The organism is Verrucosispora sp. TAA-831, from assembly GCF_050780145.1.
Taxonomy (GTDB): Bacteria; Actinomycetota; Actinomycetes; order Mycobacteriales; family Micromonosporaceae; genus Micromonospora.
Genome location: NZ_CP192240.1, coordinates 2,714,750 through 2,738,767, shown reverse-complemented (window position 1 = coordinate 2,738,767; position 24,018 = coordinate 2,714,750). Strand labels below are relative to the sequence as shown.

General features: G+C 71.7%; 19 protein-coding genes and 1 riboswitch. Of the genes, 6 read left to right on the top strand and 13 right to left on the bottom strand.

The annotated features are described in order from the left end of the window. Positions 1 to 91: 91 nt before the first annotated feature. From ACQVFL_RS12445 to ACQVFL_RS12425, 5 genes are read right to left on the bottom strand one after another with little or no spacing between them, the layout of a single operon-like run. On the bottom strand, positions 92 to 2,224 hold the full coding sequence (locus ACQVFL_RS12445; RefSeq protein ID WP_431729406.1) for an alpha-glucuronidase: 2,133 nt from the start codon (positions 2,222 to 2,224) through the stop codon (positions 92 to 94). Positions 2,225 to 2,255: 31 nt separating this feature from the next. Continuing rightward, positions 2,256 to 3,155: an energy-coupling factor ABC transporter ATP-binding protein gene (locus ACQVFL_RS12440; protein WP_431729405.1), complete on the bottom strand. Its 900-nt coding sequence runs from the start codon at positions 3,153 to 3,155 to the stop codon at positions 2,256 to 2,258. Continuing rightward, positions 3,152 to 3,895, bottom strand: a complete 744-nt coding sequence (gene cbiQ / locus ACQVFL_RS12435; RefSeq protein WP_396694111.1) for a cobalt ECF transporter T component CbiQ — start codon at positions 3,893 to 3,895, stop codon at positions 3,152 to 3,154. The genes ACQVFL_RS12440 and cbiQ overlap by 4 nt, the downstream gene beginning before the upstream one ends. Further along, positions 3,895 to 4,224: an energy-coupling factor ABC transporter substrate-binding protein gene (locus tag ACQVFL_RS12430; protein ID WP_396694113.1), complete on the bottom strand. Its 330-nt coding sequence runs from the start codon at positions 4,222 to 4,224 to the stop codon at positions 3,895 to 3,897. Before ACQVFL_RS12430 ends, cbiQ begins: the two co-directional genes overlap by 1 nt. Further along, a complete protein-coding gene (locus tag ACQVFL_RS12425; RefSeq protein WP_396694115.1) occupies positions 4,221 to 4,913 on the bottom strand; it encodes an energy-coupling factor ABC transporter permease in 693 nt (230 codons plus the stop codon). The genes ACQVFL_RS12430 and ACQVFL_RS12425 overlap by 4 nt, the downstream gene beginning before the upstream one ends. Positions 4,914 to 4,943: 30 nt before the next feature. Beyond that, positions 4,944 to 5,118, bottom strand: a riboswitch (cobalamin riboswitch). 125 nt (positions 5,119 to 5,243) lie between these two features. On the opposite strand from ACQVFL_RS12425, the gene ACQVFL_RS12420 reads away from it, so the two are divergent. Next, on the top strand, positions 5,244 to 5,648 hold the full coding sequence (locus ACQVFL_RS12420; protein WP_396694117.1) for a DUF2267 domain-containing protein: 405 nt from the start codon (positions 5,244 to 5,246) through the stop codon (positions 5,646 to 5,648). A 4-nt stretch (positions 5,649 to 5,652) separates the two neighbouring features. On the opposite strand, the gene ACQVFL_RS12415 is transcribed toward ACQVFL_RS12420, so the two are convergent. Continuing rightward, a complete protein-coding gene (locus tag ACQVFL_RS12415; protein ID WP_396694119.1) occupies positions 5,653 to 6,072 on the bottom strand; it encodes a roadblock/LC7 domain-containing protein in 420 nt (139 codons plus the stop codon). A 297-nt stretch (positions 6,073 to 6,369) separates the two neighbouring features. On the opposite strand from ACQVFL_RS12415, the gene ACQVFL_RS12410 reads away from it, so the two are divergent. Continuing rightward, on the top strand, positions 6,370 to 7,956 hold the full coding sequence (locus ACQVFL_RS12410) for a hypothetical protein (protein WP_431729404.1): 1,587 nt from the start codon (positions 6,370 to 6,372) through the stop codon (positions 7,954 to 7,956). Between the two features lie 19 nt (positions 7,957 to 7,975). Here ACQVFL_RS12410 and ACQVFL_RS12405 read toward each other — a convergent pair whose 3' ends face one another. After that, on the bottom strand, positions 7,976 to 8,818 hold the full coding sequence (locus ACQVFL_RS12405; RefSeq protein WP_396694123.1) for a helix-turn-helix transcriptional regulator: 843 nt from the start codon (positions 8,816 to 8,818) through the stop codon (positions 7,976 to 7,978). A gap of 178 nt (positions 8,819 to 8,996) precedes the next feature. On the opposite strand from ACQVFL_RS12405, the gene ACQVFL_RS12400 reads away from it, so the two are divergent. Further along, positions 8,997 to 9,941, top strand: coding sequence for an SDR family oxidoreductase (locus tag ACQVFL_RS12400; RefSeq protein WP_431729403.1), 945 nt, complete (start codon positions 8,997 to 8,999; stop codon positions 9,939 to 9,941). A 69-nt stretch (positions 9,942 to 10,010) separates the two neighbouring features. On the opposite strand, the gene ACQVFL_RS12395 is transcribed toward ACQVFL_RS12400, so the two are convergent. From ACQVFL_RS12395 to ACQVFL_RS12380, 4 genes are all read right to left on the bottom strand, one after another. Next, a complete protein-coding gene (locus ACQVFL_RS12395; protein ID WP_431729402.1) occupies positions 10,011 to 11,387 on the bottom strand; it encodes a GH1 family beta-glucosidase in 1,377 nt (458 codons plus the stop codon). Positions 11,388 to 11,422: 35 nt separating this feature from the next. After that, positions 11,423 to 12,262: a carbohydrate ABC transporter permease gene (locus ACQVFL_RS12390; protein ID WP_396694129.1), complete on the bottom strand. Its 840-nt coding sequence runs from the start codon at positions 12,260 to 12,262 to the stop codon at positions 11,423 to 11,425. Then, the gene (locus tag ACQVFL_RS12385) at positions 12,255 to 13,229 is read right to left on the bottom strand and encodes a carbohydrate ABC transporter permease (protein WP_396694131.1); all 975 of its coding nucleotides are present in this window, start codon (positions 13,227 to 13,229) and stop codon (positions 12,255 to 12,257) included. The genes ACQVFL_RS12390 and ACQVFL_RS12385 overlap by 8 nt, the downstream gene beginning before the upstream one ends. Before the next feature lie 66 nt (positions 13,230 to 13,295). Further along, entirely contained in the window at positions 13,296 to 14,591 is a 1,296-nt protein-coding gene (locus ACQVFL_RS12380; RefSeq protein WP_396694133.1) for a sugar ABC transporter substrate-binding protein, read from the bottom strand. Between the two features lie 216 nt (positions 14,592 to 14,807). On the opposite strand from ACQVFL_RS12380, the gene ACQVFL_RS12375 reads away from it, so the two are divergent. After that, complete coding sequence (locus tag ACQVFL_RS12375) at positions 14,808 to 16,007, top strand: ROK family transcriptional regulator (RefSeq protein ID WP_431729401.1); 1,200 nt, start codon at positions 14,808 to 14,810, stop codon at positions 16,005 to 16,007. A gap of 227 nt (positions 16,008 to 16,234) precedes the next feature. Next, positions 16,235 to 18,457: a discoidin domain-containing protein gene (locus ACQVFL_RS12370; protein WP_431729400.1), complete on the top strand. Its 2,223-nt coding sequence runs from the start codon at positions 16,235 to 16,237 to the stop codon at positions 18,455 to 18,457. A gap of 45 nt (positions 18,458 to 18,502) precedes the next feature. Here ACQVFL_RS12370 and ACQVFL_RS12365 read toward each other — a convergent pair whose 3' ends face one another. Beyond that, complete coding sequence (locus tag ACQVFL_RS12365) at positions 18,503 to 19,342, bottom strand: LysR family transcriptional regulator (protein WP_431729820.1); 840 nt, start codon at positions 19,340 to 19,342, stop codon at positions 18,503 to 18,505. A gap of 101 nt (positions 19,343 to 19,443) precedes the next feature. Between ACQVFL_RS12365 and ACQVFL_RS12360 the strand changes: the two genes are divergently transcribed. Continuing rightward, entirely contained in the window at positions 19,444 to 20,178 is a 735-nt protein-coding gene (locus tag ACQVFL_RS12360) for an SDR family oxidoreductase (RefSeq protein ID WP_431729399.1), read from the top strand. A 271-nt stretch (positions 20,179 to 20,449) separates the two neighbouring features. Here ACQVFL_RS12360 and metH read toward each other — a convergent pair whose 3' ends face one another. After that, positions 20,450 to 23,965 (bottom strand): methionine synthase, encoded by a 3,516-nt coding sequence (gene metH, locus ACQVFL_RS12355; protein ID WP_431729398.1) that lies wholly within the window; start codon positions 23,963 to 23,965, stop codon positions 20,450 to 20,452. Positions 23,966 to 24,018 lie beyond the last annotated feature (53 nt).

The window sequence follows — 24,018 nt, the reverse complement described above, 5'->3', positions numbered from 1 at the left end:
CCCATTCCCTGGACAACGCTGGGGGACCTCCCCCAGGCAGACCGCCGACACGCTACCGGAGTCGGTCAACCCCCACCGACTCCGCCCGGCCTCAGAACAGCGGACGACCATACGTGTCCGGCACTCCGGACTTGCGATGGAAGTACGCGTTGACCTGGTCGCACCACTCCTGGGCACTGCGTCGTTGCTCGGCCAGACGCTCATCCACCCGGGCGTACACGGCCGGGTCGACCAGCCCGGCCAGCGCCGCCCAGCGGTCACTCATCGCCGTCACCTCGGCGACCCCGGCGAAGTGCGTGTCGTAGATGTGCTGCACCACGGTGCTCCCGCTGTGCAGCACGTGGTCGTAGCGGACGTGGTGGAAGAAGAGCAGCAGCTCGTCGGGGCACTGCTCCACCGACTCGTACACCTGCGACCAGGGCGGCGGGTACTGGCCGGTGAAGCCGGTGCCGGTGGCCCGGGTCCGGTCCACGCCCACCCCGTTCCGGTCGGCGAAGTGGTAGGTGCCCCATCTCGTGTACTCGTACCCGTCGACGTCCGGACCGTAGTGCAGCCCGGGTCGCACCATGAAGCCCACCCCGAGCGGGGCGGTGTACCGCTCGTAGGTGCGCCACGAGTCGTCCATGATCTCGTGCAGCGTCCGCCGCAGCAGCTCGGGATCGGCACCGGCCGCCGGATCGAAGGTCAGGTCGATCCACTCGTCGAGCACCTCCTCCGGACGCAGGCGCGGGTCCCAGGCGAGCCGGCCGTAGGCGTACAGGTTGGCCTGGGCCAGCGGGTGACCGGTCCAGAACGGGTCGTCGCCCACGTTGGAGACGGCGGCCAGTCCACCGCCGTCGGCGGCCACGTCGGCGACCGTCGGCCCGTCCTCGCCCCACGGCGTGAACCGCAGCACCTCGTGCCACCACGGCGCCAGATAGCAGACGTGCCGCTGCTGGCCGGTGTACTCCTGGGTCACCTGGAACTCGACCGCCAGCCGGGTGCCCGGCATCGCCGCGATCACCGGGGAGACCGGCTCCCGCGTCTGGAAGTCCACCGGACCGTGCTTGACCTGCACGACCACGTTGTCCCGGAAGCGACCGTCGAGCGGGGCGAAGGTGTCGTGGGCGGCGCGGGCGCGGTCGGTGGAGCGGTCCCGCCAGTCCTGCCGGTGGTTGTAGACGAAGGCCCGCCAGTGCACCACGCCCCCGTACGGCGCCAGCGCCTCGGCCAGCAGGTTCGCCCCGTCGGCGTGGTCACGGTCGTAACTGAACGGGCCGGGCTGTCCCTCCGAGTCGGCCTTCACCAGGTAGCCGCCGAAGTCCGGGATGCGGTCGTACACCCGGGCGGTGGTCTCCGCCCACCAGGCGGCCACCTTCTCGTCGAGCGGGTCGGCGGTGGACAGCCCACCGACCATCACCGGCGCGGCGAAGTTCACCGACAGGTGCACCCGGATGCCGTACGGGCGCAGGTCGTCGGCGATCTCGGCGACGTCGTCGAGCCGGTCGGTGAGCAGCCGCGCCTCGGTGGCGTGCACGTTGACGTTGTTCACCGACACGGCGTTGATCCCGCACGCCGCCAGCAGCCGCGCGTACGCCCGCACCCGGGCCCGGTCCGGGTGCGCCCGGCCGTCCCGCCAGAGGATCGACCCACCGGCGTACCCGCGTTCGACCTGGCCCATCACCGGGTGCACGTCGACGTTGTCCCAGTGGTCCAGCATCCGTCGCCGCATCACCGGCCGGTACGCCCGCGCCGGATGCGGAGCGCCGAACGCCGCCTCACCGAGCCGGACCACGTGGAACAGCCCGTAGAGCAGTCCCGCCGGTTCGTCGGCCAGCACCACCGTGACCTCGCCGTGGCGCACGACCGCGTACCCCTCGTCGCCGAGCGGCCCGCCCCCGGCGGCGGCCAGGTCGGCCCGCGCGGCGTCGAGGACCCGTTGCGTCCCGTCGTCGTCCACGACGGACGGTGTGCGGTCGGACGGCGCGGTCCCGCCCGGCCGACCGGCGGTCCCGGTCAGGGCGAGGACGAGGTGGGCGGGTGGGCCGTCGGCGGAGCGGCGGACCGTGCCGCCGTGCGTGGCGCAGGCGAGTCGGACCTCGTGCAGCACCGTGTCGACGAGCAGGCCGTCGCCGTGGACGAGCGTGTGCCGGGCACCGACGGCGCGGAACGCGGCCGGCGGTAGCCAGGCGGGATGGACGTCGGTCGGGTCGGGGCCGGTGTGCTCCGGGCGAATCCGTCGCATTGCGCAGATCGTAACCATCTTGATCGATGCGTCAAGGTCCTTCCGGAACCTTTCGGCCGGTACCGACCGCAGCGTCCAACAGCCGGGCCAACTCCGCCGGGGTCCGTGGCCGGGCCCCGGCCAGGTCGGGCACGCGGTCCAACAGCCGGTGCACCACCGGCGCCCACGCCGGAGTCAACGCGGCACCGTCGAGCAGGTCCCCGCCGCCCAACTCGGCACCGCTCACGCCCTGCCGGATCCGGCCGCCCGCCACCAGCACCCGCTCGTCGGCCCACCGGTATGCCAGGTCCACGTCGTGCGTGGCCAGCAGCAGCGTGGTGCCGGCCCGGTGCAGGGCGTCGAGCGTCCGCAGCAGCGCTTCCACCCCCGACGGGTCCAGCCCGGCGGTCGGCTCGTCGAGGATCAGCACCCGGGGTCGCAACGCCACCGCTCCGGCGATCGCCACCCGCTTGCGCTGCCCGTACGACAGCAGGTGGGTGGGACGGTCGGCGAGGTCGGTGATCTCCAACGCGGCCAGCGCCTCGGCACAGCGCTGCCGCACCCGCGCGTCGTCCAGACCGAGGTTGACCGGCCCGAACGAGACGTCCTGGAAGACGGTCGCGGCGAACAACTGGTCGTCGGGATCCTGGAGCACCAACTGCACCTGCTGGCGGACGTCGAGCAGCCCGGCCCGGGTCCGACGCAGCGGCACCCCGCCGACCAGCACCGTGCCCGAGTCGACGGCCGACGCGCCGACCATCAGCCGGAACAGGGTCGTCTTGCCGCCGCCGTTGGGTCCCAGCACGGCCATCCGCCGCCCGGCTGGCACCCGCAGGTCGACGTCGGTCAGCACCGGACGGTCCGCCTCGTACCCGAAGCTGACCCCGCGCAGCTCCAGCAGCGGCGGGTCGCCGACCTCGCGCAGCTCCGACAGGGGCGGGTCGCCGCTCACCCGAACACCACCAGCAGCCGGGTGGACAGCACCACCGCCGCCAACAGCAACACGGTGACCGCCAGGAACGCCACCGACGGTTGCCGCACCTCGGTGCGTACCGCCAACGAGCCGGTGTAACCGCGCAGCGCCAACCCCTCCTCCCACCGCCGGGCCAGCGAGAACGCCCGGACGAAGACCGCGCCGGCCTGCCCGGCCAGCGACCGGTAGGTGCTGGCCCAGGTCCGGTAGCCCAGCCGGGCCGCCTGGGCCTGCCGCACCGCGTGCACGCTCTCCAACAGCAGGAACAACATCCGGTAGATCAACGCGGCCACCTCGGTGACGGCGCTGGGCACCCCGAGACGCTGAAGCCGGGGCAGCACGTCGGCGAGCGGCGTGGTGGCGGCGAACAGCAGCAGACAGAGCAACGCGGCGCAGGCCCGACCGGCGGTCGTGGCGGCCGTCGCCACCCCCTCCGGTGCCCACCGCACACGCGTCGGGCCGGAGACCGCCACCAGCATCGGCACCGAACCGGTCAGGATGAACAACAGCGGGGTCCGGGCCGCCCGGACCAGCAGGCGCGGCGGCAACGCCGCCGGCCCGAGCAGCGCCACCGTCGCGGTCAGGCCCACCACCAGGGCGCCCGGCCACGGCGGCAGGAGCAGCGCACAACCCAGCAGCCCCAGGGCCAACAGGGCCTTCTCCGCCGGGTGGCGGCACCGCCAGGGGCTGGCGTACGCCGCCACGTCCAACGCGAGCACTAGTCGGTGGTCTTCTCCCCGGTCGCGGACTGCTCGCCACGCAGCCGCTGCCGGGTCCGGGCGACCCCGAAGTAGTAGCCGAGGAAACCGGCCCCGAGGGCGGCCTGGAGCGCGAACAACGCCGACTCGATCTCACCCGACGGCGGCTCGTAGATCGAGCTGAACCACGGCTCGTAGTCGGGATGGTCGTTGACGATCGCCTCCTCGGCGAGGGCGTCGGCACCGGTGAACGGCTCATCGCCGCTGCCCAGCCCCAGCACCAGCGGCGCCACCGCCAACGCCACCACGGCGAGCAGCAACAACAGGTTGGTCCGGCCGAACGACTTCACGCCACCGCTCCCTCGGTCGTCGGGGCCGGACGGCGCAGTACGCCGAGCCGGCGGAGTTCCTGCGGACTCACCCGGACCAGCAACCGCACCACCAGGACGGTGAGCAGCCCCTCGCTGATCGCCAGCGGGATCTGGGTGACCGCGAAGATGGACCCGAACTTGGCAAGCGCGCCGACGAAGCCCGAATCCGGGTCGGGGAAGGCCAACGCGAGCTGCGCACTGGTCACGCAGTAGGTCGCCAGATCGGCCAGGGCGGCGGCGAAGAACACCGAGATGCCGAGGCCGCCACCGAGCCGGCGGACCAGCGCGTACACGCCGAAGGCCACCCAGGGGCCGACGATGGCCATCGAGAAGACGTTCGCGCCGAGCGTGCTCAACCCGCCGTGCGCCAGCAGGAGTGCCTGGAACAGCAGCACGATCGTGCCGAGCACACTCATCACCGGTGCCCGGAACAGGATCGCCCCGAGCCCCACACCGGTCGGATGGGAACAGGAGCCGGTCACCGAAGGGATCTTCAGCGCCGACAGGACGAAGGTGAACGCCCCGGCCGCGCCGAGCAACAGCTTCGCGTCGGGATTCGCGCGGACCTGCTGGACCAGGTTGCGTGCACCGTGGATGACGAACGGCGTCGAGACCGCGAACCATGCCGCCGCCTGCACCGGTGGTAGGTAGCCCTCAGCGATGTGCATGAGTCGACCTCCCCTTCCAACACCTCGTGGACGAGATCACACGTCGGGGTCGGTCTCCTGGCTCCCGGATCGTCGCGAACTCCGGCCTTCCCAGGTCCTCCACGGACCCAGTGGCGTACAAGTCGGAGTGAACTCCCCGGTCACAGTGGCGAGGGCCGCGCCGGTCTCACACCGGCTTCCCATTACCGCGACGGCGAGACGTTATCCGTTCCGCGCACCGGCGCACAAGACTCGTCGATACCCCGACGACCGTACTCGGGTGAAGAGTGCCGTTTGTCACGACGATTCCCGGGTAGACGCCAGATCCGTTGCGAGAAAGGGGCCGGCGGGTTGGACGAGAACGAGTTCATCGACTCGGTGGCGAACCGCACCGGCGCGTCGACGGAGCAGGCGACCGCCATCGCGCGCGCAACCCTGACCACGCTGGCCGAGCGGATCGACGGAGGCGAGGCCCGGGACCTGGCCGAGCAACTCCCGGAAGGGCTGCGGGCGTACACGTTCGCGCCCAGCGAGACCGCCGAACGCTTCGGCCTCGACGTGTTCGTCCAACGCGTCGGCGGCCGGGCCGACGTCGACCCCGACCTGGCCGAGGCCGGCATCCGGGCGGTCCTGGACACCATTCGAGGTGACGTCGCCCCCGCCGCATACGACGACGTCATCGCGAACCTACCGGCCGAACTGTGGCAGGTGGCCAACCCGGCGCCGTCCTACGACGCGCAGCGCGACCGCGGCTAGCGGATCACCGGCCGGTCAGGTGGGGCGCCGGCTCCACGTACACCGGCAGGTGATCGCCGGCCTGCGCACAGAACAGGGCGACCTCGTACGCCATGTCCCCGACCTCCGCCGACCCGTCGATCCCGACGGTGAGGATCGCCCCGTTGCCGGCGGTGGCGTGGAACAGGAACGCCCGCGACATCTGCACCACCACCTGATGCAGCTCGCCGTTGCCGCACAATCGTGCGGCGGCCAGACCCAACGCCTGAAGCCCACAGACCACACTGGACAGTTGCTCGGCGATCTCCTCGTCGATGCCCCGCGAGGCCCCCAGCATGATGCCGTCCGGGGAGAGCACCACCGCGAACTTGGCACCGGGCACCCGATCCACGATGTCGTCGAGCGCGGCGTTGAGGTTCTCGGCGGTGACCAGGGCATGGGTCATAAGGCGCTGTCCTCTCGTCGAAACTCCTACGTTCGTACCAGAGAAGACGCGGTGTCAGGGGCCCTACGTTCCCCCGAACCTGTTCCCTGATCCCCCTAACGTACGACGCCGCTGGTCACCCTAATCGGACGGGTCGGACGTCACGGTCACACCGAGAACCGTTCCTCTGACCGACCGTGATGTAAGGAGGGGTCCCCTGCTAACGCCTCGTGCATAGCAGGGGACCCCTCCTTACATCCACACCTCGCCCGGCGGCCTCATGTCGCGGTGGTTGCCTACGGTGATCAGAATGGCGGGATGACGCGTACCCGCTGGACTGCCCTGATCGCGGTGGCCGCTCTCGCGACGGTCGCCGGCTGCTCCGACGGGGCGGAGTCGGAGTTGCCGGTGCGGGCAGCGCCGTTGCCGGCCGAGGTGCGGGGGCTCGGTGCGGCGGTGCTGGCGGTGCCGGTGGCGGACGAGCGGCGCAGCGACCTGGTCGGGCTGCTGGCGGTGGACCGGTTCGGGGACGACGTGGCGGGGCTGACGCCGGTCCGGCGGCACGTCGACCTCGCCCTGGGCGATCCCCGGTTCCCGACGGTCGCGCGGGGCCTGGCGGAGGACCGCCGGGACGCGCTGCTCGTGGGCGGGCGGTTGCGGGATGTCACGCTGCCCGAGCACACGTACGCCCGGGAGGTCACCGGCGTCGGCGCCGGGCTGGCGATCACCGGCTCCCGGTGCCTCACGGTGACCGGCGCGGGGGCGATCGCGCAGCCGTCGGTGGAGGCGTCCTGTTCTGCCGCCGAGCTGGGTGGTGTGGTGTGGCAGGACCGGCCGCGCACCGGGTACGGCGGGATCGACCTGGAGACCGGGGCGGCGAGTGCGCCCATGACGTTGCCGTCGTACCCGATCGCTGCCAGCGCGGACGGCCGCTACCTCGCCGCGCCCAGCAAGGAGCGGCCTCGGCGGCTCGTCGTGGCGGACACCTCGAACGGGCGGTCCCGGCCTACCGTCACGCTCGGCAGCGGCACGGTTCAGGGGGCGATGACAGAGGGCGGCTTCGCGGTGCTGCACCTTCTCGACCAGCGGCGGGCGGTCAGTGTGGTGGCCCCGGACGGTGACGTGCGGACCCTGCTCACCCCGGTCGGGGAGGTCGCCTTCGCCCCGGACGGGCGACGGGCCGTGGTGGTGGACACCCGCTCCGGCAGCAACCGGCTCGCCGTGCTCGATCTCACCTCGGGTGCGGTCACGCCGGTGGCGGACCTGCCGCCGATGACGGGGTCGGTGACCGCGACGGTGTCCGGGGACACCGCCCTGGTCGTCGACGTGCCGTTCGGGCCGGACAGCGGCGAGCCGACGCCGCGCCCCACCCGCGCCTGGTCGGTGCGGCTCTCCGAGGCCACCGCGACCCCGCAGCCGGGCTCGCCCGCCGCGGCGGCGGTGCTGGTACGCAAGACCGACACCCCGCCGGCCGTCGCGTCGGCGGTGTCGGCGTTGCTGTTCCAGCCGGGCGGCGAGACGCTGACCCTCGATCCCGACGGTACGGTGACCACCGCCCCGCCGGGCGCCACGCCCACCGCGAGCCTCGGTGGCGGTGCGGTGCTGCACACGGTGGTCGATTCCGACGGCGAGGAACGTGCCGACCGGGTGCTGGTGACCGACGGGTCGGGCGCGGCGACCGAGGTGCCCACCGGTGCCGGTGACGACCAGCGGGTCGACCGGGTGATCCTCACCCCGGACGGCGGTCACCTGCTGATCTCGCTGCGGCCCACCCGTCCCCGGGGGCAGCCGGGTGACCTCGACGCCGTGGTGGTCGTGCGCCGCGACGGCTCCGGCGAACCGGTCGTCGTCTACCGGGGTGCGGTGCTGGCCGGCCTCGGCGTGGCGCAGACGAGCACCCCGTGACCGGGACGGTGTCGCGTGCTCAGTGCATCGCCTGGGTGCCGATGACGGCCAGCAGTTCCAGCTTCTCGTAGCTCTCGCTGCCGGGTACGGCGGTGTAGACCAGCAGCGAGTGGCCCTGCCCCGGGTCGACGAGCACCTGGCAGGTCAGCTCCATCATGCCCAGCTCAGGGTGGACGAAGTGCTTCACCTCGTGCGGGCGGACGCCGACCTCGTGGTCCTCCCAGACCCGCCGGAACTCGTCGCTCTCCGTCAGGAGCAGGTCGGCGAGGTGCGCGGCGCGGGAACCGGGACCGCGCAGCGTGACGACCTCGCGTAGCCCGGAGGCGAACATCCGGGTGAGGTGCGGATGGTCGCGGGGGTCGTAGCGGGCGCGGGTCTCCGGGTCGGTGAACCACCGGTAGCCGATGCTGCGGGCCGGGCCCTGATAGCGCGTCAGGTCGCCGGTGAGCGCGACGCCGAGCGGGGTCTGCCGGAGCGTCTCGCCGAGTTCGGTGACGACCTCGGCGGGGGTGTCGTGCAGGCGGTCGAGGATGCGCAGCAGGCCCGGGCTGATGTGTGTGCCGGCGGCGCTCGGCGCGGGCGGGTTGTGCCCGGCGAGCCGGAACAGGTGGTCGCGTTCGTCGAGGGAGAGGTGCAGGCCCTGCGCGATGGAGGCGATCATCTGCTCGGACGGTTGCGGGCCGCGTTCGCGTTCCAGCCGCGAGTAGTAGTCGGTCGACATGTGGCAGAGCGCGGCCACCTCCTCGCGCCGGAGCCCGCTCGTGCGGCGGCGTTGCCCGCGCGGCAGGCCGACGTCCGCCGGTTGCAGCGACTCGCGACGCCGTCGCAGGAACTGCGCCAGTCCGGTCCGGTCGATCGCCATGGGTGCCTCCTTCGGTGCCACCTTGTTTCTACCGCCCGCGTCGGTCGGTAGCCACGGCCCGCCGATCCCCCCTTCACCGCGCTGACCCGGCCGCCCGATCCGGGGATCGACGGGCCCTGAATATCGCCGCCGGGATCGCCGAGGGTGGAGACACCGACACGATCCCAGGAGTACGAACATGCCAGGTAAGACGATCGACATCAGCGTTCCCGACCTGTCCGGAAAGCGGGCGGTCGTCACCGGGGCCAGCGACGGCATCGGGCTCGGCATCGCCACCCGGCTCGCCGCCGCCGGTGCCGACGTGATCCTGCCGGTGCGCAATCCGGACAAGGGCGAGACGGCGGTCGCCGCCATCCGCCGTCAGCACCCGAGGGCGACCGTGTCGCTGCGGGCGCTCGACCTCTCCTCGCTGGCCTCCGTCGCCACGCTCGGCGAGACGCTGCGTGCGGAGGGGCGGCCGATTCATCTCCTCGTCAACAACGCGGGCGTGATGACGCCGCCGCAGTTGCAACGCACCGCCGACGGGTTCGAGCTGCAGTTCGGCACCAACCACCTGGGGCACTTCGCCCTCGTCGGTCACCTGATGCCGCTGCTACGCGCCGGTCGGGCGCGGGTGACGTCGCAGATCAGCATCGCGGCGAACCGCAACGCCATCAACTGGGACGACCTGAACTGGGATCGGTCGTACGACGGGATGCGCGCGTACAGCCAGTCGAAGATCGCGTTCGGGTTGTTCGGGCTCGAACTGGACCGCCGCAGTAAGGCCCACGGCTGGGGCATCACCAGCAACCTGTCCCACCCGGGGGTCGCCCCGACCAGCCTGCTCGCCGCGCGTCCCGAGGTGGGTCGCCAGCGGGACACCCTGGGCCGACACATGATCCAGACCATGTCCCGGCTCGGCGTCGTGGTGGGCACGGTCCGGACCGCTCAGCTTCCCGCCCTGTACGCCGCCACCGCCCCCGCCGCCGTCGGTGGCCGGTTCTACGGGCCGAGCGGCATCGGGAACCTGGGTGGTGCCCCGGCCGAGCAGAAGCTCTACTCCCGGCTGGGCGACGCCGCCGAGGCGCAGCGGGTCTGGCGGGTCTCCGAGGAGTTGACCGCGGTGTCGTACCCGACCGACTGAGACGGTGCGGTGGGTGCCCCGGATGCCGCCCGGCGCGGCACCCGGGGCGTCCCGGGCCCCGTCGGCCCGTCATCCGCGTACCGCGACGGGATCGACCGTCGCGGTACGCCGCTGGTGGGTGCGGATCAGGTCGGCGTACCGGACGCCGCTGGCCTTGAGCGTGCGCCGCTGGGTGGCGTAGTCGACGTGCACCAGACCGAAGCGCTTGTCGTAGCCGTACGCCCACTCGAAGTTGTCCAGCAGGGACCAGGCGAAGTAGCCGGCCACCGGGGCGCCCCGACCGACCGCCGCCGCGCACGCGGCCAGGTGCCGTTCGAGGTGGTCGGTGCGTTCCGGGTCGGTGACGGTGCCGTCGGCGGCGACCACGTCCGGCCAGGCCGAGCCGCTCTCGGTGACCAGGATGCGGGGCGGCGCGTACTCCTGGCTGACCTCGACCAGCAGGCGTTCCAGGCCGGCCGGGTGCACCTCCCATTCCATCGCGGTGTGCGGCGCGTCGGGCACCGGCACCTGCCGGGCGTACGGTGCCGGGCCGTCCGGGTCGTCGGCGGCGACCTGCCGGAAGTAGTAGTTGACGCCGAGGAAGTCGGTCGGGGTGGCGATGACCGCGAGGTCGTCGCCGCGCACCGGTGGTTCCACCCCGTAGGTGGCGACCATGTCGGTCGGGTAGCCCCGGCCGTGCAGCGGGTCGAGCCACCAGCGGTTGACGTGCCCGTCGAGTCGGCGGGCGGCGGCGAGGTCGGCGGGTCGGTCGCTGGCCGGGTCGATCGGGCTGAGGTTGAGCACCGGCCCGATCGACGCCGGGGCGGCGGCGTGCGCCCGGATCGCGGTGGTGGCCAGGCCGTGGCCGAGCAGCACGTGGTGGGCGGTGTGCACGGCGCGGCCCAGGTCCCGCTCGCCGGGGGCCATCCGCCCTTCCAGGTGGCCGATCCAGGCGACGCAGAGCGGCTCGTTGACGGTGCACCAGTCGGTGACCCGGTCGCCGAGGCGGGCCGCGACCACGGCGGCGTAGTCGGCGAACGCCTCGGCGGTGTCCCGCTGCGGCCAGCCGCCCCGGTCCTGCATCGCCTGCGGCAGGTCCCAGTGGTAGAGCGTGACGAACGGGCGGATGCCGGCGGCCAGCAGCGCGTCGGTCAGCCGGTCGTAGAAGTCCAGGCCGGCGGCGTTGACCGGGCCGACGCCGTCGGGTCGGACCCGGGGCCAGGCCACCGAGAAGCGGTACGCCTCGACGCCGAGGTCGCGCATCAGCGCCACGTCCTGCGGCCACCGGTGGTAGTGGTCGCAGGCGACCTCGCCGGTGTCGCCGTTGTCGACGGCGCCCGGCCGGGTGCAGAACGTGTCCCAGATGGAGGGTCCACGGCCGTCGGCGTGCACGGCGCCCTCGATCTGGTAGGCCGAGGTGGCGACACCCCAGAGGAAGTCGGGCGGGAGCGGGGACAGGTCCGGCACGGGCGGGTTCTCCTCGGTTCTCACGGTGGACGGGCTCACTTGACCGCGCCGGCGGTGAGACCGGCGACGAAGTAGCGCTGCAACGCCAGGAAGCCGGCGACGACCGGCACGCTGACCACCAGCGAGGCGGCCATCACCTGGTTCCAGTAGACGTTGAACTGGGTGGAGTAGCCCTGCAGGCCGACGGCGAGGGTGCGGCTGCTCTCGTTGGTCAGCACCGAGGCGAACAGCACCTCGCCCCAGGCGGTCATGAACGCGTACACGGTCACCGCGACGACGCCGGGCACCGCCGCCGGCAGCACCACCTGGAACAGGGTGCGCAGCGGGCCGGCGCCGTCGACCTGCGCGGCCTCGTCGAGCCCGCGCGGGATCGAGTCGAAGTAGCCGACCAGCATCCAGATCGAGAACGGCAGCGAGAAGGTGAGGTACGTGATGATCAAGCCGGTACGGCTGGCGTAGAGCGCGATGCCGGTGGCGTTGCCCAGGTTGACGTAGATCAGGAACAGCGGCAGCAGGAACAGGATGCCGGGGAACATCTGGGTGGAGAGCACCGTCACCGAGAAGACCTGCCGGCCCCGGAACCGGTAGCGGCTGACCGCGTACGCGGCGAAGACCGCCACGGTGACCGAGAAGATCGCCGCCACGCTGGCCACCAGCAGGCTGTTGAGCAGGTACCGGCCGAGCGGGACGGTCGACCACATGTCCACGAACGCCTGCCCGGTCGGGCGGCGGGGCCACCAGGTGAAGGCGGCCTGGACGTCCTGCAGCGGTTTGAGCGCCGAACTGACCATCACGTAGAGCGGGACGAGCACGAACCCCGCGAGCAGGGTCAGCACGACCCGGCGCGACCAGCGTTCGGCGGCGGTCTCACGCATCGTTCCTCCGTCGGTTGGTCAGCAGCAGGTATCCGGCGGTGACCAGCAGCAGGAACAGCAGCAGCACCACGGACATGGCCGAGCCGGTGCCGAAGTCCCAGGTCTGGAAGGAGCTGCGGTAGATGTGCAGCGAGATCAGGTCGGCCTCGGCCGGTGCCGAGCCGCCGAACAGCACGTACGGGGTGTTGAAGTCGTTGAACGTCCAGAGGAACAGCACCAGCAGCAGCACCAGGTTGACCGGGCGCAGCATCGGCAGGGTCACCGAGCGCAGGCGACGCCAGAATCCGGCGCCGTCCATGGCGGCGGCCTCGTACAGCTCGTCGGGGATGTTCTGTAGTCCGGCCATGATGCAGAGGAAGGCGAAGGGCCAGGTCCGCCAGATCGACACGACCAGCAGCGCGACGAAGCTGTTGTCGCCGATCAGCCAGAACGGTGGCTCGTCGACCAGCCCCAACTGGTCGACCAGCACGTGGTTGACCAGGCCGGTGTCGCGCTGGAACAGGAAGGTCCAGGTGATCACGGCGGTGTAGACCGGCAGCGCGTACGGGGTGAGGAACAGCGCGCGCAGCACCGCCCGGCCCCGGAAGGGTCGTTGCAGCAGGACGGCGGCGGTGGTGCCGAGCACCCAGGACAGCCCCACGGAGAGCACCGTGTAGACGACGGTGACCCGGAACGAGCGCAGCAGGTCGGCTCCGGCGGCGGAGTCGACGTCCAGCACGACGCGGTAGTTGTCCAGCCCGACGAAGGGCGCGCCGGACCAGTCGCGGATGTGGAACTGGGTCAACTCCAGCAGGCTCATCCACGCGCCGACGAGCATCGGCACGACGTGGATCGCCAGCTCCAGCACGATGGCCGGGGCGAGCAGCAGGTACGGCAGCAGCGACCGGCGAGGTCGGCGGGATCGTGGCCGCGCGGGTGACCCGGTGTCGGTGGGGGTGCTGGCGGGTGGCGAGGTGGTGACGGCCATCAGGGTCCTTCCGCAGGCTGGCCGTGAGAGGGTCGGCGGGCACCTCCCACGGCCAGCGGTCCGTGGTCAGCGCATCTGCTGCTGTGCCCGGGTCAACTTCTCCCGGACGCTGTCCTCGGTGACCGGCCTGCCACTGGCCGCGTCGGCGAAGAGTTCCTTGATGGCGGTGCCGACCAGGGTCTCGAAGGTGCTCTCCTCGGGCACCTGCGGCAGCGGTGCCGCGCTGGTGGCCAGCGTCTGGGCGAGGACCTTCTGCTCGTCGGCGGCGAACGCCGGGTCGGCGGCGACGGTGGTGACCGCCGGCAGCGAGCCGTACGTCTTGTTCAGCGTCACCTGCTCGGTGTCGCTGGTCATGAACTTGACGAACTCCAGTGCGCCGTCGAGGTTCTCGGTGTGCTTGAACACGGCGATGTTGATGCCGGCGACCATGCTGTTGATCTGCTTGCCGCCGGCCGGCGGGGTGGCCAGGAACGGCACCGGGGCCACGCCGTACGCGTCCGGGGCCATGTTCTGTGACCGCAGGTTGGCTCCGGCGGCCTGCCAGAGCAGCATGGCGGCCTTGCCACCGGCGAAGTCGGAGACGGACTGGTTCTGCGCGTACTCCGCGTTGCTCGGGTTGACGATCTTGTCGACGGCCATCAGGTCGACGTAGCGCTTGACGGCGGCGACGTTCTGCGGGGTGTCGAAGCTGGGCTTGCCGGCGGCGTCGAACCAGTCGCCGCCGTACTGCTGGCCGAAGGTGAACGCGTGGTGGGCGTTCTCCGACGGGTTGGCGCCCTCGACGGCCAGGCCCCACCTGCCGTCGCCGGTGAGCCTCCGGCCGACCTCGGCCACCTCCTCCCAGGTGGTCGGCGGGGCGGTGATGCCGGCGTCGGCGAACGACTTCTTGTTGTAGTACAGCGCGTAGGCGAGGCTGTAGAGCGGGACGGCGGCCGGTGGCTTGTCGGCGGCACCGGCGGCGGCCAGGGCGGCGGGGACGAAGCGGTCCTTGCCGCCGATCTTGTCGAGCGTGGCGTCGTCGAACTCGACCAGCGCGCCGGTGGCCTGCAACGAGGCCGACCAGGTGTTGCCGATGTTGACCACGTCCGGGCCCTGCCCGGTGGTGGCCGCGGCGAGCAGCCGGTTGAGCAGGTCCGACCAGGGGACCACCTCGACGTTGACCGTGATGCCGGTCTGCTGGGTGAACCTGTCCAGCTCGGGCTGGAGAATCGCCTTGTCGGCCTCCAGGCTGGCGCCCTGGTTGCTGGCCCAGTAGGTGAGGGTCTTGCCGGCTTCGCCGGAGGACTCGCCGGAGCCGCAGGCGGTGAGCGACGCGGCGGCCAGCACGGTCGCAGTGAGTATCGCGAGGTGTCGTCTCGACACGGTCTGCCCTTTCGACGGGGGTGGTGGGGACGCCGGTCGGGCCCGGGAGGACGGGGCAGCGTGGGCGGGACCGGACGGTGGAGGGGAGGCGGAGAAGGTTCCCGCCGAGTTACATCACGGCTTAATTAATGTCGTCATTAAAATGGCTCGGCGGGGAGCCGTCAAGCACGGGCCGTACAGTCGCCCCGGGGCGGGCCGATCAAAATGAGGTGACACGTGGAGCTGGCGCGGGCGACGAACCGCAGCGTCCGAGTGCGCAACCGGTCGGCCCTGCTGTCCCGGATCTTCCTGGACGGCCCGCTGACCCGGCAGGATCTGGTCCGCAGCACCGGCCTGAGCCAGCCGGCGGTGAGCAACGTGGTCGGCGACCTGATCGACGAGGGCCTGGTGATGGAGGCCGGCGCCGCCGAGTCCGACGGGGGCCGACCGAGCATGATGCTGCGGATGGCGCCCCGGTACGCCGTGGTCGTCGGGGTGGACGTGGGCGAGACCCGGGTCCGGGTCGAGCTGTTCGACCTGGCGATGATCCTGCTGGCCAGCGCCGAGTACCCGCTGGAGGACGGCGGCACCGAGCCGACCACGGCGGCCGGGCACGTGCTGACCGGCATCGACCGGGTGCTGGCCGAGGCCGACGCGCGCCACGACGAGGTCCTCGGCGTCGGCATCGGCGTCTCCGGGGTGGTCGAGCAGGGCGACCGGGCGGTGGTGGACGCGCAGACCCTCGGCTGGGACCACGTACCGCTGGAACGTCTGATCGCCGAGGGCACCGACCTGCCGCTGCACATCGACAACGGCGCCAAGACCCTCGGCCAGGCCGAGATGTGGTTCGGCGCCGGCCGGGGTGCCCGGCACGCGGTGTTCGCCCTGGTGGGCTCCGGTGTGGGCGCGTCCGTGGTGACCAACGGCGTCACCTACCGGGGCGCGTCCAGCAGCGCCGGCGAGTGGGGGCACACCACCCTCGTGTACGGCGGACGCCCCTGCCGTTGCGGCGCCCGGGGCTGTCTGGAGGCGTACGTCGGGGCCGAGGCGATCATCGACCGCTACCGCGAGTCCCGGCACGGACGGGCGGTGCCCGGAGCCGACGAGGAGTCGCAGATCGCCGCGCTGGTGGCGGCGGCCGAGTCGTCGCCGACCGCCCGCCGGGTGCTCGACGAGACGGCCGACTACCTGGGCGCCGGGGTCGCCAACCTGATCAACCTGTTCAACCCGGAGCGGGTGGTGCTGGGCGGCTGGGCCGTCATGGCGCTGGCCGAACTGCTGCCCGCCGTCCGGGCCGCCGCGGGCCGCCAGGCGCTGCGCCTGCCGTACGCGCAGGTCTCGATCGAGCTGGGCGAACTCGGCGTGGACGCGGTGGCGCTCGGCGCGGCGACCCTGCCGATCGCCCGGCTGCTCGCCACCGGCGGGGTCCGCCACTAAGCCGCAAAGCAGACCTTCGGAATAAATAACGACGTTATAGATCGATGTCTTGACGCCGCCGCAACGACGACGCAACACTCTGCGGCAGACGCTCCGGCGTCCGCGGTGCCCTCCCGGCGGCACCACCGCACCGCCGCACCAGCCGCACCGCACACCGCCTCACCAGCAGCCTGTCCCGCACCCCGTCGCGCCCGACGTCCGCTCCCCCACGACCGACAGGCGACGTCATGACCGCACGCGCACCCCACGTACCGCCACCGCACCTCCGCCGACGACCCACCACCCGGCGCCTGCTCGCCGGGCTCGCGGTGACCCTGGTCGCCGCCCTCGTCCCGACCGTCGGCGCGGCACCCGCCCAGGCCGCGCCCGTCCTGCTGTCCCAGGGCCGCCCGGCCACCGCCTCCTCCACCGAGGGCGGCGCCTACCCTGCCTCCGCCGCCGTGGACGGCAACTCCGGCACCCGCTGGTCCAGCGCGTTCAGCGACCCGCAGTGGCTCCGCGTCGACCTCGGCGTCCGGGCCACCCTCACCCAGGTCACCCTGGCCTGGGAGGCCGCGCACGCCCGTGCCTTCCAGATCCAGGTCTCCGACGACGGCACCTCCTGGACCACCGTGCACAGCACCAGCACCGCCACCGGCGGCACCCAGACCGTCGCCGTCAGCGGCGCCGGCCGCTACGTGCGGATGTACGGCACCCAGCGGGCCACCGGATACGGCTACTCGCTGTGGGAGTTCCAGGTCTGGGGCGAGACCGGCGGCACCGGCACCCCGGTCGAGCCGACCGATCCGCGCAACCCGAACCTCGGGCCGAACACGTTCGTCTTCGACCCGTCCACCCCCACCGCCACCATCCAGAGTCGACTCAACACCCTCTTCACCCAGCAGGAGACCAACCAGTTCGGGCCGCAGCGCTACGCCGTGCTGTTCAAACCCGGCACCTACACCGCCGACGTCAACCTCGGCTTCTTCACCCAGGTCGCCGGTCTCGGCATGTCACCCGACGACGTGAACCTCAACGGCCACGTACGGGTCGAGGCGAACTGGTTCAACGGCAACGCCACCCAGAACTTCTGGCGGGCCGCCGAGAACCTGTCGGTGACCCTGCCCGCCGGGGTACAGGTGGAACGCTGGGCGGTGTCGCAGGCCGCGCCGTACCGGCGGATGCACCTGCGCGGCGCGCAGAACCAGATCCAGCTCTGGAACGGCCACGACGGCTGGTCCAGCGGCGGCCTGATGGCCGACACCCGCATCGACGGCCTGGTCGTCTCCGGTTCGCAACAGCAGTGGTACTCACGCAACAGCGAGTTCGGCAACGGCTGGACCGGCTCGGTGTGGAACATGGTCTTCCAGGGCGTGACCGGCGCACCCGCGCCGAACTTCCCCAACCCCTCGCACACCGTCGTCCCCACCACCCCGGTGGTGCGGGAGAAGCCGTTCCTCTACGTCGACGGCACCGGCGAGTACCGCGTCTTCGTGCCCGCCCTGCGCACCAACTCGACCGGCACCACCTGGTACAACAAGACCCCCGCCGGCTCGTCGATCTCGCTGGCCGACTTCTTCGTCGTCCGGCCCGGCACCTCGGCGGCCACCATCAACACCGCACTCACCCAGGGCAAGCACCTGCTGTTCACCCCCGGCGTGCACCGCGTCACCGAACCGATCCAGGTCAACCGGGCCAACACCGTGATCCTCGGCCTCGGCCTGGCCACCATCCAGACCGACAACGGCACCGTCGGCATGCGGGTCGCCGACGTGGACGGCGTCAAGGTCGCCGGCATCATGTTCGAGGCCGGCACCACCACCTCGCCCGTCCTGATGGAGGTCGGCCCGTCCGGGTCGTCGGCCGACCACGCCGCCAACCCCACCTCGCTGCACGACGTGTTCTTCCGCATCGGCGGACCGGGCGTCGGCCGCGCCACCACCAGCCTCGTCGTCAACAGCGACGACGTGATCGGCGACCACATGTGGCTGTGGCGGGCCGACCACGGCGACGGCGTCGGCTGGACCGTCAACACCGCCGACACCGGGCTGGTGGTCAACGGCGACGACGTCACCATGTACGGCCTCTTCGTCGAGCACTACCAGAAGTACCAGACCGTGTGGAACGGCAACCGTGGGCGCACGTACTTCTACCAGAACGAACTGCCGTACGACCCACCGAACCAGGCCGCCTGGATGAACGGGGCGACCCGGGGCTACGCCGCGTACAAGGTGGCCGATTCGGTGACCAGCCACCAGGCGTGGGGGCTGGGCAGCTACGCCTACTTCAACGTCGACCCGTCGGTGGTCGCGGAACGCTCCTTCGAGGTCCCGAACAACCCGAACGTGCGCTTCACCAACATGGTGACCGTGTCGCTCGGCGGCGTCGGCACCATCAACCGAATGATCAACAACACCGGGAACACGGTCAACAGCGCCAACCAGGTCGCGTACCTGACCACCTACCCGTAGGACGGCCGTCGGTGCCGGGCCACCCGGCCCGGCACCGACACCGTTCTACCGTCCGGCCGCGACCCGGACCAGCCCGGCCACCGTCCGGGAGCGGCTGTGCGCGGGCCAGGCGAGCACGGTCGAGACGTACGGGGCGTCGGTCAGCGGTACGGCCGTGTGCGCACTCCACAGCCAGGACCGGGACGAGGCACAGAGGACCGCCACGGTGTGCCCGAGGGCGATCAACTGGGCCAACTGCGCCTGGTCGTGGATCTCCGGCCCCGGGCCGGGTGCGTAACCGCCGTCCCGACCCGGCCACCGGGCCACCGGCAGGTCCGGCAGGTCACTGATCTCCGCCATGGTCAGAGAGGTACGCGCGGCGAGCGGATGCCCGGCCGGCAGGATCGCCACCTGCTGCTCGGTCACCAGGTCCTCGGTGTCGAAACCGGTCAGGTCGTCGAAGGGCCGCTGCATCAGCGCCACGTCGGCGCGACCGTCCCGCAGCATCCGCGCCTGGTCCCCCATCCCGCACAGCAGCACCTCGACCTCGACCGCCCCGGGCTCCGCCGCGTACGCCTCCAGGAGCTTCTGCAACAGTTCGTGATTCGTACCCGCCTTGGTGGCCAGCGTCAGTCGGGGCGGGACGGTCGCCGCCCGGCGGGTACGGCGGGCCGCCGCCGAGGTGGCGTCCAGGATCGCGCGGGCCTCGTCGAGCAGCACCCGACCCGCACCGGTGAGCGTGACACCGCGCCGGTCGCGGTCGAACAACGTCACCCCGAGACGCCGTTCGAGCTGCCGGATCGCCCGCGACAGCGGCGGCTGGGCGATACCGAGGCGCTCGGCCGCCCGAGTGAAGTGCAACTCCTCCGCGACGGCCACGAAGTACCGCAACTCGCGGGTCTCCAGCGTGTCCACCTCTCGACGGTACTGCGCCGATACCCGTGGGGTATCAGCACGTACCGAAACGGTGTAAGGAACCCGCTGCGCGCCGCGCCACCATCGGCGTCATGAGCGACATGAAGACCGCGCTGATCACCGGCGCGAACAAGGGACTCGGCTACCAGATCGCCGCCGGCCTCGGCGTACGCGGCTACCGGATCGCGGTGGGCGCCCGCGACGAGGCCCGGGGCGACGCGGCCGTGAAGACGCTGCACGCCGCCGGGGTGGACGCCTTCCCGGTGCCCCTGGACGTCACCAGCGACCGCAGCGTCACCGAGGCCGCCCACCTGATCGATCGCCAGGGCGGACGCCTGGACGTCCTGGTCAACAACGCCGGCATCTCCGGACCGAGCGGGCCGGGCTGGGCGCAGGACCCGACCACCCTCGACCTGGACGTCGTCCGGGCGGTCGTGGACACCAACGTCCACGGCGTGATCCGGGTGACCAACGCGATGCTGCCGCTGCTGCGCCGCTCCCCCGCCCCGCGCATCGTCAACGTCTCCAGCAGCATCGGATCCCTCACCTGGCAGACCGACCCCACCATCGAGGTCGGCCCGATCATGGCCGCCTACGCACCGACGAAGTCGTACCTCAACGCGGTGACCGTGCACTACGCCCGGCAACTCGCCGGCACCCGCATCCTGGTCAACGCTGCTTGCCCCGGCCTGGTCGCCACCGACTTCACCGGCGGCCTCGGACGCCCCGCCGAGGAGGCCGCCGCCACTCCGATCCGGCTCGCCACCCTGCCCGACGACGGCCCCACCGGCACCTTCTCCAACGACGACGGCACCATCCCCTGGTGATCCCCGGCCGCCCCCTCGGCAGCGGTACGGCACGTCGAGGGAACGGCCCCTCCGGTGCCACCGAACGTCGGCCCGACGAACGCACACGGGCGGCCCCCGCGGCGGGCGGCCGTGAAGCCACCGCAAGGTCACGCTCGATCAGGGATCGAGTGGCATCCAAGCCCGACAATAGCCACTCGATCTCGGATCGAGCGTGACCTTCTGCGCGGACCGGGCGCGCACACTATCGATCATGAGGTGCCGAAAGTGCAGGTCACGGCACCTGCGGTCGTCACTTGGCGTTGAAGTAGCTGGCCTCCGGGTGGTGGACCACGATGGCGTCGGTGGCCTGCTCCGGCATGAGCTGGAACTCCTCGGACAACTGCACGCCGATGCGCTCCGCACCGAGCAACTCCACGATCTTCGCCCGGTCCTCCAGGTCCGGGCAGGCCGGGTAGCCGAACGCGTACCGGCAGCCCCGGTAGTCGGTGCGGAGCAGGCCAGCGAGGTCCGTGGGGTCGTCGGCGGCGACGGTACGGCCGTCGGGCAGGGTCAACTCGGAGCGGACCCGCTTGTGCCAGTACTCGGCCAACGCCTCGGTGAGCTGCACGGACAGCCCGTGCACCTCCAGGTAGTCGCGGTACTCGTTGCGGGCGAACAGCTTGGCCGCGTACTCGCTGACCGGCTGGCCCACGGTGACCAGTTGCAGGGCCACCACGTCCAGGTCGTCGCCGCGCGGGCGGAAGAAGTCGGCGAGGCAGAGGCGCCGTTCCTGGCGCTGCCGGGGGAAGGTGAACCGGGCCCGCTCGGCGTGGCCGTTCTCGTCCAGCACCACCAGGTCGTTGCCCTCGGAGTACGCCGGGAAGTAGCCGTACACCACGGCCGCCTCCAGCACCTTGTCGGCGATCAGGCGATCCAGCCAGTAGCGCAGCCGGGGCCGGCCCTCGGTCTCCACCAGTTCCTCGTAGGACGGACCCTTGCCGCCCCGTGCGCCCCGCAGGCCCCACTGGCCCATGAAGGTGGCCCGCTCGTCCAGCAGCGCCGCGTAGTCGGCCAGCGGCACGCCCTTGACCACCCGGGTGCCGAAGAACGGTGCGCGCGGCACCGGCACGTCGGCGGCCACGTCGGAGCGGACCGAGGTGTCGCTCAGCTCCGGCAGCGACTCGGCGACCACGGCGCGCTGCCGCTCGCGGCGGGCCCGCCGGGCCGCCAGGGCGGCCTCCCGCTCGGCGTCGACCACGGGTGCCCCGCCGCGCTTGGCGGCCATCACCCGGTCCATCAGGGAGAGTCCCTCGAAGGCGTCGCGGGCGTAGTGCACCTGGCCGGGGAACATCGACCGCAGGTCGTCCTCGACGTACGCCCGGGTCAGTGCCGCGCCGCCGAGCAGGACCGGCCAGCGCTCCGCGACCCCGCGCGTGGCCATCTCGACCAGGTTCTCCTTCATGATGACCGTGCTCTTGACCAGCAGGCCGGACATGCCGATGGCGTCGGCGCGGTGCTGCTCGGCGGCGTCCAGGATGGCGGAGATCGGCTGCTTGATGCCGATGTTCACCACCTCGTAGCCGTTGTTGGACAGGATGATGTCGACCAGGTTCTTGCCGATGTCGTGGACGTCGCCCTTGACGGTGGCGAGCACGATGCGGCCCTTGCCGCCGTCGTCGGCCTTCTCCATGTGCGGTTCGAGGTAGGCCACCGCGGTCTTCATCACCTCGGCGGACTGGAGCACGAACGGCAACTGCATCTGGCCGGAGCCGAACAGTTCACCGACGACCTTCATGCCGTCCAGCAGGATGTCGTTGATGATGAGCAGCGGGGCGGTGCCGGCGGCCATCGCGGCGTCCAGGTCGGCCTCCAGGCCGTTGCGCTCGCCGTCGATGATCCGCCGCTTGAGCCGCTCGTGGAGCGGCAGCGCGGCCAACTCCTCGGCCCGGGTGGCGCGTGCCGACGCGGCGTCGACGCCCTCGAAGACCTCGATGAACCGCTGCACCGGGTCGTAGCCCTCGCGGCGGCGGTCGTAGACCAGGTCGAGGGCGATCTCCCGCTGCTCGTCGGGGATCTTGGACATCGGCAGGATCTTGCTGGCGTGCACGATGGCCGAGGTCAGACCGGCCTGCACGCACTCGTGCAGGAAGACCGAGTTGAGCACCTGGCGGGCCGCCGGGTTGAGGCCGAACGAGACGTTCGAGATGCCCAGCGTGAAGTTCACGCCCGGCCAGCGGCGGGCGATCTCCCGGATCGCCTCGATGGTCTCGATGCCGTCGCGGCGGGTCTCCTCCTGGCCGGTGGCGATCGGGAAGGTCAGCGCGTCGATGAGGATGTCGGCGCGGCGCAGGCCCCAGCGGCTGGTCAGGTCCTCGATGAGCCGGCCGGCGACGCGTACCTTCCACTCCGCCGTGCGGGCCTGGCCCTCCTCGTCGATGAGCAGCGCGACCACGGCGGCGCCGTGCTCGGCGACCACCGGCATGACCCGCGCGTAGCGGGAGTCGGGGCCGTCGCCGTCCTCGAAGTTGACCGAGTTGACCACGCACCGGCCGCCCAGCATCTCCAACCCGGCCTCGATCACCGCCGGCTCGGTCGAGTCCAACATGATCGGCAGCGTGGAGGCGGTGGCGAAACGTCCGGCCAGCTCCCGCATGTCGGTGGTGCCGTCGCGCCCCACGTAGTCGATGCAGAGGTCCAGCAGGTGCGAGCCGTCCCGGGCCTGGCTCCGGGCGATCTCCACACAGGCCTGCCAGTCGGCGGCGAGCATCGCCTCCCGGAACGCCTTGGAGCCGTTGGCGTTGGTCCGCTCCCCCACCATCAGCACGCTGGCGTCCTGGGCGAACGGCACGTGGTGGTAGATCGAGGAGACACCGGCGTCGGCGCGTGGCTCGCGGACCACCGGCCGCACGTCGCGGATCCGCTCGGAGAGCACCCGGATGTGCTCCGGCGTGGTGCCGCAACAGCCACCGACCAGCGCGACGCCGTACTCGACGACGAACCGCTCCAGGGCGTCGGCCATGTCCTCCGGGCCGAGCGGGAAGTACGCGCCGTCGGCGGTGAGCACCGGCAGGCCGGCGTTGGGCATCACCGACACCGGGATGCGCGAGTGCTGGGCCAGGTAGCGCAGGTGCTCGCCCATCTCGGCCGGGCCGGTCGAGCAGTTCAGCCCGATCAGGTCCACCCCGAGCGGCTCGATCGCGGTCAGCGCCGCGCCGATCTCGCTGCCCAGCAGCATGGTGCCGGTGGTCTCGACCGCCACATGGCAAATGATCGGCACCTGGACGCCCGCCTCGGCCATCGCCCGCTTCGACCCGGTCACCGCGGCCTTGACCTGGAGCAGGTCCTGACAGGTCTCGATGATCAGCGCGTCCGCGCCACCGGCAATCAGGCCACCGGCGTTCTGCTGGTACGCGTCGCGCAGCGTGGCGTACGCGGCGTGCCCGAGCGTGGGCAGCTTGGTCCCGGGGCCGATCGAGCCGAGCACCCAGCGGGGTCGCTCCGGCGTCGAGTACGCGTCGGCGGCCTCCCGGGCCAGCCGCGCCCCCACCTCGGACAGCTCCCAGATCCGCTCGGGGATGTCGTACTCGGCGAGGTTCGGCAGGTTGGCACCGAAGGTGTTCGTCTCCACACAGTCCGCGCCCGCGGCCAGGTACGCCTCGTGCACCCCACGCACCACGTCCGGACGGGTGACGTTGAGGATCTCGTTGCACCCCTCCAGACCGTCGAAGTCGTCGAGGGTCAGGTCCGCGGCCTGAAGCATCGTGCCCATCGCCCCGTCGGTGACGAGGATCCGGTCTGCCAGCGCATCGAGCAACGAAGTCCGCACGCTCTCAGGTTAGTGCGACACGGTGTCCCCGCATCCCCACGTGCGGCCGTTCC

Coding starts and splice junctions, on each gene's coding strand:
- ACQVFL_RS12445 (WP_431729406.1), bottom strand. CDS start 2,224: ATGCGACGGATTCGCCCGGAGCACACCGGCCCCGACCCGACCGACGTC.
- ACQVFL_RS12425 (WP_396694115.1), bottom strand. CDS start 4,913: ATGCACATCGCTGAGGGCTACCTACCACCGGTGCAGGCGGCGGCATGG.
- ACQVFL_RS12415 (WP_396694119.1), bottom strand. CDS start 6,072: ATGACCCATGCCCTGGTCACCGCCGAGAACCTCAACGCCGCGCTCGAC.
- ACQVFL_RS12410 (WP_431729404.1), top strand. CDS start 6,370: ATGACGCGTACCCGCTGGACTGCCCTGATCGCGGTGGCCGCTCTCGCG.
- ACQVFL_RS12405 (WP_396694123.1), bottom strand. CDS start 8,818: ATGGCGATCGACCGGACCGGACTGGCGCAGTTCCTGCGACGGCGTCGC.
- ACQVFL_RS12400 (WP_431729403.1), top strand. CDS start 8,997: ATGCCAGGTAAGACGATCGACATCAGCGTTCCCGACCTGTCCGGAAAG.
- ACQVFL_RS12390 (WP_396694129.1), bottom strand. CDS start 12,262: ATGCGTGAGACCGCCGCCGAACGCTGGTCGCGCCGGGTCGTGCTGACC.
- ACQVFL_RS12385 (WP_396694131.1), bottom strand. CDS start 13,229: ATGGCCGTCACCACCTCGCCACCCGCCAGCACCCCCACCGACACCGGG.
- ACQVFL_RS12370 (WP_431729400.1), top strand. CDS start 16,235: ATGACCGCACGCGCACCCCACGTACCGCCACCGCACCTCCGCCGACGA.
- ACQVFL_RS12360 (WP_431729399.1), top strand. CDS start 19,444: ATGAGCGACATGAAGACCGCGCTGATCACCGGCGCGAACAAGGGACTC.